Raw genomic sequence first — 17,181 nt, 5'->3', positions numbered from 1 at the left:
GAGTCGAGTAGGGGTGCATCTCCTCTGAAGAGCGGGGTCCTGCGCTACCTAGCTAGCGCCGAAAAGGAATCCCCGCGCACAAACACACGATTGTATCGAGTTCGCAGTGATTAGTCAGACTGCCTGAATGTGACCTTGCTGGTGTTAGGTCCGTCACATTGAGTGGATCTGACTCAACTTTGCTTGACTTCTGGCGCTCACGTGGCAGACTTGAGTCATAACAACTCAAGTTTGGACTTCTCTCGATCGTCCGCGAGTGCAGCGGCGTCGGGAACAAGCAGAACAAGCAGTCGAACGAAAGGACCCGCAACTATGTCTCGTGCAGTAGGTATTGACCTCGGCACTACCAACTCCGTTGTCGCCGCCCTCGAGGGTGGCGAACCGGTAGTTATCGCCAACGCGGAAGGTAACCGCACCACTCCCTCCGTCGTGGCGTACTCCAAGGACGGCGAAACCCTGGTGGGTGACGTCGCCAAGCGTCAGGCAGTGACCAACGTTGACCGCACCATCGCGTCGGTCAAGCGCCACATGGGCACTGACTGGAAGACCCAGGACATTGACGGCAAGAAGTACACGCCGCAGGAAATCTCGGCTCGTACGCTCATGAAGCTCAAGAACGACGCCGAGTCGTACCTGGGTGACAAGGTCACGGACGCCGTGATCACCGTTCCCGCGTACTTCAACGACGCAGAGCGTCAGGCCACCAAGGAGGCCGGTGAGGTTGCGGGCATGAACGTGCTCCGCATCATCAACGAGCCCACCGCTGCGGCTCTGGCCTACGGCCTGGAAAAGGGCAAGGAAGACGAGCTCATCCTGGTCTTCGACCTCGGTGGCGGTACGTTCGACGTCTCGCTGCTGGAAGTTGGCAAGGACGACGACGACTTCTCCACCATTCAGGTGCGCGCCACCGCCGGTGACAACCGCCTGGGCGGTGACGACTGGGATCAGCGCATCGTGGATTGGCTGCTCCAGCAGGTCAAGTCCAAGACCGGTGCGGACCTGTCGAAGGACAAGATCGCTCTGCAGCGCCTGAAGGAAGCCGCTGAGCAGGCCAAGAAGGAACTGTCCTCGGCCACCTCGACCAACATCTCCCTGCAGTACCTGTCCGTGACCCCCGAGGGTCCGGTGCACTTGGACGAGAAGCTCACTCGCGCCAAGTTCCAGGAACTGACCTCCGACCTGTTGGCACGCACTGAGAAGCCCTTCAAGGACGTCATCGCAGAAGCAGGCATCAAGGTTTCCGACATCGATCACGTGGTGCTCGTGGGTGGTTCCACTCGTATGCCCGCCGTGGTCGAGAAGGTCACCGAGATGGCCGGTAAGGCTCCCAACAAGGGCGTGAACCCGGATGAGGTCGTGGCCGTTGGCGCCGCGATCCAGGCCGGCGTGCTCATGGGTGACCGCAAGGACGTCCTGCTGATCGACGTGACCCCGCTGTCCCTGGGTATCGAAACCAAGGGTGGCGTGATGACCAAGCTCATCGAGCGCAACACGGCCATCCCCACCAAGCGTTCCGAGACCTTCACGACCGCTGAGGACAACCAGCCGTCCGTGTCCATTCAGGTCTTCCAGGGTGAGCGTGAGTTCACTCGGGACAACAAGAACCTGGGCACCTTCGAGCTGACCGGTATCGCACCGGCTCCTCGCGGAATGCCGCAGATCGAGGTCACCTTCGACATCGACGCCAACGGCATCGTGCACGTGTTCGCCAAGGACAAGGGCACCAACAAGGAACAGTCCATGACCATCACCGGTGGTACTTCCCTCTCCAAGGAAGACATCGACCGCATGGTCAAGGATGCTGAAGCCAACGCTGAGTCGGACAAGAAGCGCCGCGAAGCCGCTGACCTGCGCAACAACGCCGAGCAGACGGCTTACTCCGTGGAGAAGCTGCTCAACGACGACGAAGGCGCACTGCCCGAGGACGTCAAGTCCGAGGTCCAGGCCGACGTTGACGCCGTCAAGGCCGCACTCGAGGCACTGACGACGACGCAGTGAAGACCGCGTTCGACAAGCTGCAGTCCTCACAGACCAAGATCGGTGAGGCCCTGTACGCGCAGTCCCAGGCTGACGGTGCAGCTGATGCCGGTGCCGCCGGTGCGGAAGAGGCTCCCAAGGAAGACGACGACATCGTTGACGCCGAGGTTGTCGACGATGAAGAAGACAACAACGGAAAGAAGTGAGCATGAGCGATTCCGAGAACACCAAGGGCCACGGCCAGTCCGTGCCGGAGGGGGACCCGGAGCACTCCGCTCACGCCCAGTCCGGTGAGCAGCAGTCTCAGGGCGAACCGGGGTTGACCGTGGATGACATCCTCGACACCCCGCAGTCCGAGGGCGTAGAAGCTGCCGACGCGGCGTCGTCGAACCCCGAAGACGCCGCCCCGGGCGGCGACAGCGCCGCGCAGGAGCTCGCGGACGAGCGTCTTGAGGACCTGCGCCGCTTGCAGGCGGAGTTCGTGAACTTCAAGAACCGCACCACGCGGGAACGCGATCAGCTGCGAGACTTCGTCTCCGCGGACATGATCACCGCGTTGCTGCCGGTTCTGGACGACATCGAAGCCGCTCGCAAGGCCGGTGACCTCACGGATGGACCGTTCGCCGCGATCGCCAACAAGCTGGACGAGACGTTGACCCGTCAGGGTCTGGAACGGCTCGGCGAAGTGGGCGAGGTATTCGACCCCAACATTCACGAAGCCGTGTTGCAGCAGCCCACCGATGAGGTGGAACCGGACCATGTGTCCATGGTGTTGCGATCTGGTTTCAAGATCGGTAACCGGGTGGTCCGCGCGGCTCAGGTAGCCGTAGCGGCACAGCCGTAAAGCGACACAAGGTCAGGGCGGGTCTTCATGACGAGACCCGCCCTGACTCGCACAAAACACATATTCTTAATTGAAAGGAGGCGTCATGGCCAGTCAGGACTGGATCGATAAGGATTTCTACAGTGTCCTGGGCGTCTCCAAGGACGCATCCCAGGCCGATATCAAGAAGGCCTATCGCAAGCTGGCCCGCAAGTATCACCCGGACCAGAACCCAGGGGATGCTGCTGCGGAGAAAAAATTCAAGGACATCACCGAGGCCAATTCGGTGCTCTCCGACAAGGACGAACGCGAAGAGTACGACGCGATCCGAGCCATGGGCTCCGGTGCTCGATTTGCCGGTTCCCCGGGTGGCGGAGGCGCGGCCGGTGACGCGAGCTTCGAAGACATCTTTGGCGGAATGTTCGGCGGTGGCGGCCGCGGTGGCCGTCGCACGAGCTACTCCACGTCCGGCGGAGGGTTCTCCGGCGGGGGCGGATTCGAGGATCTGTTCGCGCAGTTCGGCGGTCAGGACGGTGGCACCCGCTTCACCACGTCGGGTGGCCCCGCGTACGGCGCCCCGGGTGGTTACGGTGGCTATCAGGCCCGCCCGCCAAGGGCGAGGACATCCACACCACCACGACCATTCCGTTGCGTTCGGCCTACAACGGCACCACCGTGAAGCTGCGCCGTGGCAACGGCCAGACCACCACGGTTCGCGTGCCCAAGGGCGTCAAGGACGAACAACGCCTCAAGGTCGCGGGCAAGGGGCATTCGGGCCCCGGCGGCAACGGCGATCTGTTCGTGACCATCAAGGTCAAGGACCACCCGTTCTTCACCCGTGACGGTCAGAACGTGGCCGTTACCGTGCCGGTGACCGTGAGTGAAGCCGCCCTGGGCGCCACCATCGAGGTGCCCACCTTGGACGGCAACCACGTGAACGTGAAGATTCCCGCGGGTACGTCTTCCGGGCGTCGCTTCCGGGTCAAGGGCAAGGGGTTCACCTCCGGCTCCAAGACCGGGAACATGATCGTCACGGTCGACATCGAGCTTCCCAAGACCCTGGATGATCAGGCGAAGGAGGCTGTGGAAGCGTTCGCTAAGGCCACCGAGGATTTCGATCCCCGTGCAGGTTTGAGCGAGAAGGCGGCTGAGTGACATGGCCCTTGATTTCACGCAACCCGTGTTCGTGATCTCGGTAGCCGCCGAGCTCGCGGACATGCACCCGCAAACCCTGAGACAGTACGACCGGTTGGGGCTTGTCACGCCCTCTCGCGCGTCGGGTCGGGCGCGGCGCTACTCCCAGATGGATGTGGAGAAGCTGCGTCAGATCCAGGGGTTGTCCCAGCAAGGGGTCTCCCTGGAGGGCATCAAACGGATCATCCAGCTCGAGAACCAGGTCAGTGCCCTGCAATCACGGATTACGGAACTATCCGAGGAGCTGGAACGGGAACGCGAGAAATCACGGGTCTTCGCCGCGGACACTTCCGGGGATGTGGTCAGGCTGACCCACGGAGGCCATCGCGCGCCTCGTAAGGTTTCCCAGTCGCTCATGTTGTACCGCCCGGCCAAGGTGCGCAGCAAGAAGAAGTAAGCGAGCGGCGTCGTTGTAACGTCGCATGAGAAACGCGCCGGTCTCCCAGAGGGGAGGCCGGCGCGTTTCGCTGTTGTGGCTACTTGTCGGAGCGGTCCTTGGAATCAACGACGTCGTTCGGCTCGGTGTACTCGCCGGTCTCGTAGTCGTACGGGATGGGATTTCCGTCCTCGTCGGTGCGCTGGTACCAGTCGGTGACCTCGGGGGCGGTGGAATCGAAGTCCGCACCCGCGGCCCACTTGCTCTTGTCACCGGAAGCGCGCTCGACTGCCAGAGTGAAGTCGTCGCCGTACTCGTCGATGCCGTGGCGGACCGACTTGTCGATGGCCCAGCGGGAATACTTCTCGCGGATGATCATGGGGTCGCGGCGCAGATCCTTGTGGAAGGCCACGACCATGCCGAACATGATCACGGTGAACGGCAGTGCGGTCACGGTGATCATGTTCTGCAGACCGGTGAGCGCGTTCTGACCGCCCACCAACAGCATGACCACGGCGATGCCCGCCATGCACAGGCCCCAGAACACCGTGACGGTCTTCTTGGGCTCGGGGTTACCCCGCTGGGACATCTGCGAAGCCACCACCGAGGCGGAGTCCGCCGTGGTGATGAAGAAGATCGCGAGCATGATCACCACGATGCCCGCCATGATTCCGGCACCGGGCAGGCCGTCCAGAACCACAAAGAAGATTTCCTCAGGGGCCGGCAGGGTTGCTGCAGTGCCGTCCGGGGCGATCGCGTTGGACTCCATCTGCTGGTGGATCGCGGTTCCGCCGAGCACGGTGAACGCGAGCACCACGATGGACGAGGGGATCAAGAGCACGCCCAGAATGAACTGGCGGATGGTGCGGCCGCGGGAAATTTTGGCCACGAACACGCCCACGAAGGGTGCCCACGAAACCCACCAGGCCCAGTAGAACGTGGTCCAGGAGGACAGGAACGCCTGCATGTCTTCCCCATCCGCCATGGACGCGGACAACATGTCGGGGAGTTCGCCAAAGTAGGTCACCACCACGGACGGCACGAAGTTCAGAAGGAAGGCCGTGGGGCCCACGATGAAGAAGAACAGTGCGAGGCTCACGGCCAGAACCATGTTGATGTTGGACAGCCAGCGGATGCCCTTGGCCACACCGGAGACCGCGGAAGCGATGAAGCCGGCGGTCAGCACGGCAATGATGATGAGGGCCGCGTTATTGCCCGTGGGGCCCAGTCCCGCGAAGATTTCCACGCCGCGACCGATCTGCAACGCGCCGATACCCAACGAGGCTGCGGTGCCGAACAGCGTGGCAATGATGGCGAGCATGTCGATGATCTTGCCCGCAGTGTTATCCGTATTGCCGTTGCGGAAGAACGGGGCGAACACGGAGCTCATGAGGGGCACTCGGCCGCGGCGGTAGGACGCATAGGCCACGGCCACACCCACCAGACCGTAAATGGCCCAGGCATTGAGTCCCCAGTGCAGGGCAGCTTGCGCGGCGGCCTTGGTCATAGCGTCCACGGTGGCGGGATCAGCGGACCCGGGACGCGGAGACAGGAAGTAGGTCATCGGCTCGAACGGGCCGAAGAAGATGATGCCGATACCGATACCCGCGGCGAACAGCATGGCCGCCCACGAGGCGGTGGAGTAGGTGGGCTTGTCATTGTCCAGGCCCAGCGGGATGCGCCCGTACTTCGAGAGCGCCACGTATAGCAGGTAGAGCAACAGGCCGATGGCCAGCACGTTGAAGACCCAGCCCATGTTCACCATGGTCCAGTTCAACGCTGCGGTGGACGCCGCAGTGAGTGACTCGGTGGCCACAACGCCCCAGATGATGAAGCCAACGATGAGCGCACCGGCAACACCCACCACCAGCTTGTCCACCCCGTAGCGGACCTTCTGGTCATCCACGGACACACCGGGCACCAGCGCCGGGTGAATGTTGTGGGGGTAGCTGATCTCGCTCAGGAACGAACGCGTGGCGTCCATGCGGCTCGCTGGCCTGCGAACATCCACACGAGGTGGCGAAGGATCGGCCTGCGCATCAGCTGGATTGGGTGGTCGCTTACTACTGGAAGACACGGGGACTCCTGCGGGGGTAGTCGGTCAGCAACCTTTCCAGGTTAGGGTGGCGAACCACTTTTCCCCACATTTGTGTGCCGGGGTGCGGTATGTGTCCGGGGTGCATCCGAGGTGGCGCTGGAACCATGAACTACACCTGAGGGGCCGTTAGAACCCTTCTGCGGTGGCGAAAAGGTTCCAACGGCCCCTCAGGTGTTGGGGGAGGCGCTATCGGCACCTCAGATGTTCCTCTGTGACTGAATTACTGACTGCTGGGGGAGGACGTGCTCTCCGGGGAGGCGGATTCGCTCGGTTCTTCGGAAGCGCTCTCCGAAGGGTCGGCCGATGACGAGGAATCCGTTGAGTCCGAAGAACTTTCCTTCAACCCAGTCGCCTGGAAGTCACCGAACACCAGGCCGCAATCGCCTTGTTCGCTGGTCAGCCGGGCATCGATATTGAGTCGAACCACGTCTGCCACGGAGAACTTCACATCAACGGGGTTGGAGAACGTGACGTTGTAGGTCCCATCGCCGAGTGGGCGACCCTGTTCATTGGTGAACGAGACGGTTGCCTTGCACGCGGTGTCACTGTCTGAGGTATTGATGCCGAGTTTGCCTTCCACCTCGCTGTAATCCCCGGCGAGATTGACGCCGAACTCAGAAGACGACCTGCCGTACGACTCGAGTACCCAAGCTTCTGCGTACTCCTCGTTCCCGATCTGGCACTGTCGACCTGGGGGCCGGAGCCGCCGCCGGAGGTAATGGGCTTCGTGTCCTTGAACGGCATGCTCTGAGGCGGGCGAGCCACCTCCAAGGTCACGGTGGCGGCATTACTGTCACCCGCGTCCGGATCCTGTCCCACGACCTCACCGTTGGGTGCATCGGGTGCGAAGACGTCAGTTTCTTCGACCGTGAAGCCGAGTTTTTCGAGGTCTCGACGGGCGTCGTCTACTGGTGAACCCATGACGTTGGGAACGGCAGGTGGATCCCCGGCCACAGTGAGTGTCACTTGCGGGCCATCGCCTTCGACCGGGGTGCCTTCTTCAGGATTCTGCGCGATCACTGTTCCGGCCTCTTGGGAGGAGGACTCGATCTTGGAATCGAATCGAACGCCCAGCTCTGTCAGCTGCTCCTCTGCGCTGGACTGATCTTCGCCCACGAGATCCGGGATCTCATTCGCAGTTGCAGCTTCGGTAGTTGCTTCGACTGCAGCTGATTCGCCGCCGGAGTCGTCGGATGAACCACCGCCCCCGCAAGCGGTAATAGCGAGCAAACAGGCTAGCGCCAAGCCAGCTCCGGCCGTCGATCGTGAACGCATCTGTAACTCCTAGGGGTGAGGGGATGGATGAGTTAGTTGAGGACAGCGTCTTCTATCGCCAAAACTTCATTGGTTGCATCGCAGGAGGATCCAAGGTCTGGCCGGTGTTGCGCGGAAATTGTGATGTTTAAGTCTCCGTTTTCCTGGGCGCTCGCTTGAATTCGCTGGATTGCACCGCGGGATATCCGGTAATTCTCTGATATCCCTGCACCGTGAGCAGTGACGGCATATGATCCGGAATCGTTGTCACCGGGGAACCCCTTGAGGGAGAAACTCACCCGGTCGCCCTGTTCCAGAGACTTGATGGTGAAAGAAGAGGTCTCCTGCGGGCAGGACTTAGCCTGCATCTCCACGCCGCTCACGGTTGCAGTGCTGCCATCACGTTGAACCTGGAACTTCTGCGGCGTAGGTTCGATGCTCTCCATGAGCGTCCGGTCGCTTGTGCCCCCACCGCCTGGAATATTCGGCTGGATAAGCGATATCAGGAGTGCTACGACTCCGCACGCTGTCAACACGATGGTCGCGATAATCAATAGCTTGGTTTTAAATGTGGATCGTTTCAAGCTTGGCAGCCACATGACCATTGTGAGACCCGCGCCAAGGAACGCGGCCATAGACAAAAAGCTCAATATGGGGATCGAATTGAAATTAAAGGTGTCGCTGTCAATGTTGAAAAACCCCAGAATGGTGATGATTGAGGACAATACGGCGAGTATCCCGATGAGCTTTCCGCCGGGACCTTTGAGTCGATCAACCAGCGCCGACCAACCTGATTGGCTGGTCGGATCATCACTCTCATCCCCCATGTGTGTCCCCTGACCTGCATGAGCGCCCCACTCATGTCTTCTCCAGTGAGTGTGGGCAGTAAGGCCCACCGGGATCAATAGGTCAAGGCAATAAATGGCGAAAAACAGCATATAAACGCCATTGTTACGCGTGAGTGACTAGGGGAAACGCAATTTATGTGTAATTACATGGAAATTGACGAGTGTCAGTGGACGTCAACCACACATACTCGACAGTTCATGTGCCATTAGGACCCTCGGATGCACCTCAGGTGTCGTGAGAACCCTTCTGCATCCGCGAAAAGGCTCTAACGACACCTGAGGTGTTGGAAGTGGTTCTTGCAACCCCTGGAATGTTCCCCTCGACGTCTCACACGCGGAGTAGCAGCCCAGGCCACGTAGAAATCGTCACCCGCTACGCCGAAGATCACCGACGGCGGTACGTCAGGTCTCTCGGAATCCGCCCGGCCTCGGTGGCCTTGCGCTCGAAGCTCGTGAGGATGCGGCCGTCCCAGCGGGGAGCCCAACCCTGCTCGGGGTTCTCGTCGGTGGCGGCGGGGCCGGGGTTGACGTTCTCGAAATCATCGGAGGCGCCGTCGAGCACCTCGCGCATGACCACCGCGTACTCCTGCCAGTCGGTGGCCAGACGCCACAGCCCACCCTGCTCCAGCACACGGGCGGCGAGTCCGGCGAAGCGCGGGGACACCAAACGCCGTTTGTGGTGGCGAGTCTTGTGCCACGGATCCGGGAAGAACACCCACAATTCATGGACGGAACCGGGCTCCAGCATGTGCTCGAGCACCTCGGGGGCATTCGCCTGGGCAACCCGAACGTTGGTCACACCCGCCTGGGATGCCTTCATCAGTAGGTCTGCGATGCCCGGCTTGTAGACCTCCACGGCCAAGTGTCCAACTCGGGGTGCGCCAGCGCGTGATTGACGATCGCTTCACCCAGGCCCGAGCCGATCTCAACGACCAGCGGTGCCTTGCGGCCGAACAGCGCCTCGTGGTCCAACCGGAAAGAGGGATCCACAGAGGTGTCCGGCATGACGCGCGGAATGTCCAGCACCCACTGCGAGGCGTACTCATCCCAGGCTTTTTGACGCTTGGGGGAGAGGCGGTCCCCACGGCGCACGAACGAGTACGGCTGCTTGTGGAAGACCGGGCGCTCGCCCGAGGTCTGCGAATCAGGGGTCTGGGAGGAATCGTTGCTGGAGTTCATCGTTGAACATCCTAAGTCCCCGAGTGACATGTTGGCCCACGAGCAATCGGTGAGGCCCTAGCATTGAGTGGCCCGCGGCATCCTCGACAGCCCAGAACAACGCTGGGCACACGCAAAGCGGGACACCACCTAAAGGAGCAGGACACCCATGAGTCAGAGTTCCGCCGAGTCTCACCCGTTCCGGAGCCGTTTGGCGCTGAAACCGCGGGTGGATCGTGTGGTGCTGATCGGTGCGCTGGGCATCCTCTCCGCGGTCAGCCCCATGGCCACGGACGTGTATCTCGCGTCCATGCCGGACATCGGTCAGTACTTCGAATCGACCGCCTCGCTAGTTCAGCTCACCCTGACCACCTACATGATCGGCATCGCCTGGGTCAGTTCGTACTGGGCCCATTGTCCGATGTGCTCGGTCGGCACAAGCTCATGGTTGCCGGCAACGCGTTGTTCGTGGTGGCGTCAGTGGGCATCGCCTTCGCGACGTCCATTGAAATGGTCCTGGTCCTGCGCGGAATCCAAGGAATTGCCGGTGCGGCCGGGGTGGTGATCGCGCGCGCCATGGTGTCGGACATGACCTCGGGCCGCACGGCAGCGCAGCTCTACTCCGTCCTGGCGCTCATCACCTCACTTGCGCCGGTGATCGCACCCTTGTTGGGCGGCGTGATTGCCACGGTGGCCCAGTGGCAGGCCGTGTTCTGGTTGCTCACGGGCTTCGGGCTGTTGATGCTCGCGTGCTCGGTGTTCGTGATTCCGGAAACGCTTCCCAGGGCACGGCGCTCGCAAGGTGGACTGGGCCGCATCGTGCGCAACGCGATCACGGTCGTGAAGGACCGCCGGTTCACGCTGTACGCCATGGCCTTCGCCTTCGGTTTCGGCTCGTTGTTCGCCTACGTCTCAGCCTCCTCCTTCGTGATCCAGAACGTGATGGGTTACAGCGCGCTCGCATACTCGGTGATTTTCGCGGTCAACGCCGCCGGCGCGATCGTCACGGCCACGCTCAACACCAAACTCGTCAAAAACCACGAACCGCGCGCGCTCCTGCTCATGGGCGTGACGGGCATGAGCGTGACCGCGTGCCTCAACATGATCCTGGTGCTGCTGGGCGTCGTGGGCATCCCCACGCTGATCCTGCTGTTCCTCATGCAGTCCTGCATCGGCTTCATCTTCGGCAACGCGGTGGCCTGGCTCAGCAACGCGCACACGCTCACGGCCTCTCCGGCACCGGTTCCGCGGTGGTCGGCATGTCCCAATTCATCTTGGGCGGCATCGTCTCGCCCCTGTCCGGCCTGGCCGGGGACCACTCCGCAGTTCCCATGGTGATCACGATGGCCGCGTGCGCACTCGTCGCGCTGGGCGCAGTTCTCGCCGCCCGAAAGTAACGCACCTCCAGATTCACGACAGACGACGACGCCGCTCACGCGAGCGGCGTCGTCGTCCCGAAACGCCCGCTAAGCAAGCTACGAGGTCGACACAACCACCCGGGAAACGCCCGATCCCTGGTGATTGGCCCTGAATGTGGTTCAATTCCACCCAACGAGATACAGCTCACAATTGGTGACGTATCACAGATCCCACCTCACGATCAGAGGCTTCTCCATGATTGATTCACTCACTAATGCCCTGGATGCTGCCGGCGCCTTCATCTGGGGACCCTGGTTCCTCATCCCCCTGCTGTTGGGAACCGGTGTTTATCTGACCATCCGTCTGGGTGGTATTCAACTGTTCAAATTGATCCCCGCGCTGCGGCTCGCACTGTTCGAGCGCAAGGACAAGGATGCTCTGGGCGGTGACGTCTCCCAGTTCCAGGCTTTGACCACCGCGCTCGCGGCCACCGTGGGCACGGGCAACATTGTGGGTGTTGCCACGGCAATCGCCATCGGTGGTCCCGGTGCACTGTTCTGGATGTGGGTCACCGGCGTGGTGGGCATGGCCTCCAAGTACTCCGAGGCGTTCCTGGGCGTTCGATTCCGTACGCGTGACGCCGCCGGTGAGATCTCGGGTGGCCCGCAGTACTACCTCAAGCGCGGTATCCCCAACGGTTTCGGTACGTTCCTGTCGCTGTTCTTCGCGATCGCGGCAGTGCTCGCATCATTCGGTATCGGCAACATGACCCAGGGCAACTCGATCTCCGCGAACGTGGAGTCCTCGTTCGGCGTGCCCGTCTGGATCACCGGCCTGGTGCTGGCCGCACTGACCCTGTTGGTCCTGGTGGGCGGCATCAAGTCCATCGGTAAAGTCACCGCCGGCTTGGTTCCCATCATGATCATCTTCTACGTGCTGGGCGCGCTCTACATCCTGATCGTGAACGTGGACGCGGTTCCCGCAGCCTTCGGTCTGATCTTCGGTGACGCCTTCACCGGAACCTCCGCCGTGGGCGGCTTCGCAGGTTCGGCCATCATCCTGGCCGTCCAGATGGGTGTTGCTCGAGGCATCTTCTCCAATGAGTCCGGCATGGGCTCCGCGGCCATCGCAGCTGCAGCAGCGCAGACCACCCACCCGGTGCGTCAGGGCCTGGTGTCCATGACCCAGACCTTCATCGACACGATCATCGTGGTGACCTGCACCGGCCTGGTCATCGTGACCACCGGTGTGTGGGATCAGGGCAGCGACAGCGCCGCGACCATGACCGGTGAGGCCTTCACCCACGGTCTGCCCGGCGTGTGGGGTCACTTGATCGTGACCGTGGGCCTGGTGCTCTTCGCGTACTCGACCATTCTGGGTTGGGCCTACTACGGCGAGCGTTGCATGGAGCGTCTCTTCGGCCGTCGCGCCGTGATGCCCTACCGCGTGTTCTTCTCGATCGTCGTGTTCATCGGCGCCACGGTTCCGTTGGCTCTCGTGTGGTCCTTCTCGGACGTCATGAACGGCCTGATGGCGCTGCCCAACCTGTTGGGTCTGCTGATCCTGTCCGGTCTGATCGCCCGCGAGACCAGGCACTACCTGCGCAACGACCCCAAGCTCCGGGCCACCCGGAGCGACGTGGACAGCTTCATGAAGGACCACGAGGGCGGTATCGACACGTACGAACACACCAATCGCTGATCGAGCAGGCTCGGTTCGCGCAGTGAAAATCGCTCTGTGAACTGATCACGTAGCCTGACTTTCGTCAGCCATCTCAACGGCCCCCGGTCTCCGAACCGGGGGTCGTTGCTATGTATCCGCAAGCGCCGATTCCGGCTTCAAGGGCTTGACGGTCGATGAGCAAAGTTGCGCGATCTGCTGGGAGCATCCAGCGCTAGCCAGTGCCTAAGCTGGATGCATGACTCGACTTCCTGCGCCCTTGACCTTCTCCAGCCCGTCCGGATCCGGGACGGTTCGCACCTATGGTGCGCACGTCATGTCCTGGGCGCCCACCGGACTCGACCCGGTGCTGTGGGTTTCGTCCCAGGCCAAGGACAGCGTGGGGATGCGATCCGCGGCGGCGTACCGATCTGTTTCCCGTGGTTCGGCCCCGGTCGCTCGGTAGACATGAAGCCCGCCCACGGCTTCGCGCGCGTCACGGAGTGGAAGGTCGCAGATGGGATAAGCAACGACGACGCCGCTTCTACCGCGTGCTTTGTCCTCACCCACGAGGACATCGACCCCCGGCTGCGCGGCGAATTTCTGCACGAGTTCCGTGCCGAGTACACCGTGGATTTCGGTGCCGACCTGACCATGTCCCTGACCGTCACGAACACCGGCTCCACCGCGTTCGAATTCGAAGAAGCCCTGCACACCTACTTGTCCGTGGGTGATTCCCAGCGGATCAGCATCGAGGGCCTGGATGGCGCACGGTATTTCGACAAGGTCGCCCAGCAGGAACAGGAGCAGTCCGGGCCCATTGCGATCACGGATGAGACGGACCGCGTCTACTATTCCGAGGACACCGTTCAGGTGAAGGACCCGGCCCTGGCTCGCACCATCACCGTGGCCAAGGAGGGCTCGGCCAATACTGTGGTGTGGAACCCGTGGACCGAGAAGTCCAAGGACATGACCGACTTCGCGGATGACGAATGGCAGACCATGGTGTGCGTGGAAACGGCCAACGTGCTGGACAACGCCGTCCGCCTGAACGCGGGCGAATCCCACACCATGACCCAGCGGTTGTCGGTGAGTCGCGGGGCCTAGAACAGAACCGCTGCAGACGCGGAGACGAAAGTGGCGGGTGTCCGGGCAATCCGGGCACCCGCCACTGTTTCTTTACCTGGATGGTTCAGTGCGTCGCTACTTCGTGGACGAGGTAGCGTCCGGACGGTGGCGCGAACTCGACGTGTCGTCCGTCTTGACGATCGGCATGGACCCGGTTTCGGACAGCGCGGGTTGCTCCGAGCTCAGGTCGACCGTGTGGTCGATCTGAGCGTCCAAGGCGCCGGGTGCTCACCCATGAACCGGTCGATCTCCTCGGTGGTCGCGGTGAAGTGCGGATCGTGCTTGAGGTAGAGCCGGGTCTCACGCACCACCAGGCCGGACAGGATCACCAATCCGATCAGGTTGGGGATGGCCATGAGCCCGTTCATGATGTCCGAGAAGGACCACACGAGCGTCAACGGTGCCAGCGCGCCCAAACCTGCAGCGATGGAGAAGAGCACGCGGTAGATGACCGCGGCCTTATAACCGGCCAGGCGTTCCATGTTGCGCTCGCCGTAGTAGGCCCAGCCGAGCACGGTCGAGTAGCCCAGGAGCACCAGGCAGATGGTCACCACAATGCCGCCCCATTCACCGGGCAGGCCGGTGGAGAAGGCGATGGAGGTCATCGTGCCGGGGTCACCCTGATCCCACACGCCGGTGGTGAGGATGACGAAACCGGTGATGGAGATGACCACCAGGGTGTCCACGAAGGTCTGGGTCATGGAGACCAGGCCCTGGCGTACGGGGTGGTTGGTCTGGGCCACGGATGCGGCGATCGAGGCGGTGCCCATGCCGGACTCGTTGGAGAACAGCGAGCGAGCAGCACCCATCTGAATGGCCATCATGATCGTAGATCCCACGAAACCGCCGGTGGCACCCATGGGGGTGAACGCACCGGTGAAAATCAACCCGAAGGCCTCCGGAATTCCCGAGAAGTTCACACCGATGATGTACAGGCCGGCACCGATGTAGAGAACGATCATCAGCGGCACCATGAGCGTGGTGACCTTGGCGATCGAACGGATGCCGCCCAACAGGGCCAGGCCGGTAGCGATGGCCAGCACCACGGCCGTGAGGATGGGCGGGACCGAGAAGGTGTGGTCCAGGTTGCTGGCGATCGCATTGCCCTGAGTCATGTTGCCGATGCCGAAGGTCGCCACCACGCAGCACACCGCGAACATCAGGGACAGGAATCGTCCAAATTTGTTGGGAATGCCGCGCACCAGGTAGACCTGCGGTCCACCGGTGAGCTGACCGGCAGAGTCACGCGTGCGGAACCGGACGCCCAGGAAGCACTCCGCGTACTTGGACGCCATGCCGAACAGAGCAGTGATCCACATCCAGAACAGTGCGCCCGGACCACCGATGAAGATTGCGGCCGCGACACCCACGATGTTGCCGGTGCCCACGGTTGCGGCCAGTGCAGTGGACATGGCCGCGAACGAGGAGATCTCGCCCTTCTCGCCGTTCTGCTTGGAGCGTCGGCCGAAGCCCAGGCTCATGGCCTTACCGAAGAGCACGAATTGGATGCCGCGCAGTCGGATGGTCATGAAGATGCCCACCCCGAGGAGCAGGGGAATCAGGAGCCAGGGCCCCCAAATCACATCGCGGATGGCATCCAGAACTGATTGCAAGGTGTCCATGGGGAACGAGGGCTTTCCTTGAGGAGGGAAGGGCAACGATTAGTTCGTTAACGTACCAGCGAGTCACCTGTGACTTACCGCTCATCCGGCGGCGAGTCCGCTTAAGACCGAACCGTTAAGGCAGGTGGTGTTAAACGGCGACGACGCCGCAGCGTCTCGCTGCGGCGTCGTCGAACTTCCCGAGGGGGAAAGGAACTTACTTCTGGACCACCAGAGCTGCGCCGATGGCTGCCATGAAGGCGTCCTTGGACAGCGTCATGCCCGCCTCGGACGGGCGGATGCCGTCGTCCTGGGTCATCTCCGGGTTGCGGAAGTACATGGAGAGCAGGCCTGCGGAGAATGCCAGCAGGGCTGCGCCGGCCAGGCGCTTGGAGACGATGGGGGTGACCAGCAAGCCACCGATGGCCAGCTCGGAACCGGCGATGAACTTGCCGAAGGTCTCGGCATCCCAGTCAGCGAACTGGGGCACGCCGGTGGCGGCGAACTGCTTGAGGCCCTCTGCGGACTCTTTGTCCAGGCTCAGCTTGCCGTAGCCGGACTGCAGGAGGAATGCGCCGGGTACGGCGCGGAGGATGGCGTTGGAAATGCGCACGTCAATGCCCTTTCGGTGGAAAGCACGGGCGATCTACACGACCCGCGTGAATTGTCGATTTCATGCTAACAGCGATGGGGCGTGATGTGTCAACAGTTGCCGCGACAAGGTGCCATCAGCGAACGCCGCTGGAAGCACACTGATCACCGCGCTAGGGTGAACTCGTTCACACGCGCGCAGTACGCGCGCCGGCCGAAAGGAGCACGCATGGACATTGGCACCATGAAAAAGGTTCTGTTGGTACTGACCAGCCATGACACCCTGGGCGACACCGGAGAGGCCACGGGCTACTTCGTGGGCGAGGCGGCACACCCCTGGAAGGTGTTCCGCGATGCCGGGTACTTCGTGGACTTCGCGTCCATCGAGGGTGGCCAGCCGCCGCAGGACGGACTGGATGAGGAAGACCCCATTCAGGTGGAATTCACCACTGACGAGACCGTCAAGGCCTCCATGTACAACACCCCCAAGGTTTCCGTGGTTGACCCCAGCCAGTACCACGCAGTGTTCCTGGTGGGTGGCCACGGAACCATGTGGGACTTCACCGGTAACAAGGATCTGCAGAAGCTGATCGCCTCCGTGTACGACAGCGGCGGCGTGGTGGGCGCAGTCTGCCACGGCCCCTCCGGCCTGGTGGACGTGGAGCTCAGCAACGGTATCGGCCTGCTCTCCGGGCGCAAGGTGGCAGCATTCACCAACGCGGAGGAAGAAGAAGTGGGTAAGACCAAGGTGGTTCCGTATCTGCTCCAGGACAAGCTCGAAGAGCAGGGCGCCACGGTCAAGGTCGACGACAACTGGGCGGAGAACGTGCAGGTGGATGACCACCTGGTCACGGGGCAGAACCCGCAGTCCGCCGCTGGCGTGGCCAAGGAAATGACCAAGCTCCTCACCGAGGTCGTGCTCGAGGAAAAGGCAGAGGAAGAAAAGGCCTCCGAGGAACTGCGTGCCGAGAAGGACGCGGAGAAGGCAGCCGAAGAAGAGGACTGACATCTCGATGATCAGCAGGTGACCGCACTGTGCGAGCCCGAACGTCAGCGGAAGCGGCCCGGGAGACCCCGGGCCGCTTCCGCTGTCTGCGAGACCGGTCAGCAACACG

Annotated in this window: 12 protein-coding genes and 4 pseudogenes; 9 read left to right on the top strand and 7 right to left on the bottom strand. The window is 62.1% G+C overall.

Annotated elements, in window-relative coordinates; translation table 11 throughout:
* Positions 1-312 precede the first annotated feature (312 nt).
* The 4 genes and pseudogenes from dnaK (at position 313) to YO9_RS0112025 (ending at position 4,391) form a co-directional block, all read left to right on the top strand.
* Positions 313-2,183 (top strand): annotated as a pseudogene (dnaK, locus tag YO9_RS0112040) (molecular chaperone DnaK).
* Positions 2,180-2,821: a nucleotide exchange factor GrpE gene (locus YO9_RS0112035; protein WP_016997724.1), complete on the top strand. Its 642-nt coding sequence runs from the start codon at positions 2,180-2,182 to the stop codon at positions 2,819-2,821. The pseudogene dnaK and the gene YO9_RS0112035 overlap by 4 nt, the downstream one beginning before the upstream one ends.
* An 85-nt stretch (positions 2,822-2,906) precedes the next feature.
* Positions 2,907-3,955: pseudogene (locus YO9_RS0112030) on the top strand (DnaJ C-terminal domain-containing protein).
* A gap of 1 nt (position 3,956) precedes the next feature.
* Positions 3,957-4,391, top strand: coding sequence for a heat shock protein transcriptional repressor HspR (locus YO9_RS0112025; RefSeq protein WP_016997723.1), 435 nt, complete (start codon positions 3,957-3,959; stop codon positions 4,389-4,391).
* Between the two features lie 79 nt (positions 4,392-4,470).
* Here the strand turns inward: YO9_RS0112025 and YO9_RS0112020 are convergent, their stop codons facing one another.
* From YO9_RS0112020 to trmB, 5 genes and pseudogenes are all read right to left on the bottom strand, one after another.
* A complete protein-coding gene (locus YO9_RS0112020; protein ID WP_016997722.1) occupies positions 4,471-6,354 on the bottom strand; it encodes a BCCT family transporter in 1,884 nt (627 codons plus the stop codon).
* Positions 6,355-6,688: 334 nt separating this feature from the next.
* Positions 6,689-7,048, bottom strand: coding sequence for a hypothetical protein (locus tag YO9_RS0112015; protein WP_016997721.1), 360 nt, complete (start codon positions 7,046-7,048; stop codon positions 6,689-6,691).
* 191 nt (positions 7,049-7,239) lie between these two features.
* Positions 7,240-7,743: pseudogene (locus YO9_RS21705) on the bottom strand (PASTA domain-containing protein); the annotation flags it as partial.
* A gap of 32 nt (positions 7,744-7,775) precedes the next feature.
* Entirely contained in the window at positions 7,776-8,549 is a 774-nt protein-coding gene (locus tag YO9_RS0112005; protein ID WP_016997719.1) for a hypothetical protein, read from the bottom strand.
* 406 nt (positions 8,550-8,955) lie between these two features.
* Positions 8,956-9,749, bottom strand: a pseudogene (gene trmB / locus YO9_RS0112000) (tRNA (guanosine(46)-N7)-methyltransferase TrmB).
* 423 nt (positions 9,750-10,172) lie between these two features.
* On the opposite strand from trmB, the gene YO9_RS0111995 reads away from it, so the two are divergent.
* The 4 genes from YO9_RS0111995 to YO9_RS0111985 all read left to right on the top strand — a co-directional run bounded on the left by YO9_RS0111995 (position 10,173) and on the right by YO9_RS0111985 (position 13,853).
* Complete coding sequence (locus YO9_RS0111995; RefSeq protein ID WP_262925680.1) at positions 10,173-11,066, top strand: MFS transporter; 894 nt, start codon at positions 10,173-10,175, stop codon at positions 11,064-11,066.
* Positions 11,067-11,342: 276 nt separating this feature from the next.
* Entirely contained in the window at positions 11,343-12,788 is a 1,446-nt protein-coding gene (locus YO9_RS0111990) for an alanine/glycine:cation symporter family protein (RefSeq protein ID WP_016997718.1), read from the top strand.
* A gap of 217 nt (positions 12,789-13,005) precedes the next feature.
* Positions 13,006-13,212, top strand: a complete 207-nt coding sequence (locus YO9_RS18405) for a hypothetical protein (protein ID WP_223286502.1) — start codon at positions 13,006-13,008, stop codon at positions 13,210-13,212.
* Positions 13,119-13,853 carry a D-hexose-6-phosphate mutarotase gene (locus YO9_RS0111985; RefSeq protein ID WP_223286493.1) on the top strand — a complete coding sequence of 245 codons (735 nt, stop codon included), beginning with the start codon at positions 13,119-13,121 and terminating at the stop codon, positions 13,851-13,853. Before YO9_RS18405 ends, YO9_RS0111985 begins: the two co-directional genes overlap by 94 nt.
* Before the next feature lie 203 nt (positions 13,854-14,056).
* Here the strand turns inward: YO9_RS0111985 and YO9_RS0111975 are convergent, their stop codons facing one another.
* On the bottom strand, positions 14,057-15,496 hold the full coding sequence (locus YO9_RS0111975; protein ID WP_016997714.1) for an alanine/glycine:cation symporter family protein: 1,440 nt from the start codon (positions 15,494-15,496) through the stop codon (positions 14,057-14,059).
* 196 nt (positions 15,497-15,692) lie between these two features.
* Entirely contained in the window at positions 15,693-16,088 is a 396-nt protein-coding gene (locus YO9_RS0111970) for a hypothetical protein (RefSeq protein WP_016997713.1), read from the bottom strand.
* 207 nt (positions 16,089-16,295) lie between these two features.
* Between YO9_RS0111970 and YO9_RS0111965 the strand changes: the two genes are divergently transcribed.
* A complete protein-coding gene (locus YO9_RS0111965) occupies positions 16,296-17,072 on the top strand; it encodes a type 1 glutamine amidotransferase domain-containing protein (protein WP_016997712.1) in 777 nt (258 codons plus the stop codon).
* Positions 17,073-17,181: the final 109 nt, after the last annotated feature.

Origin of the sequence: Kocuria atrinae C3-8, assembly GCF_000286355.1 — a bacterium.
Lineage (GTDB): Bacteria > Actinomycetota > Actinomycetes > Actinomycetales > Micrococcaceae > Kocuria > Kocuria atrinae_A.
This window is presented reverse-complemented; position numbering and strand designations above follow the sequence as displayed.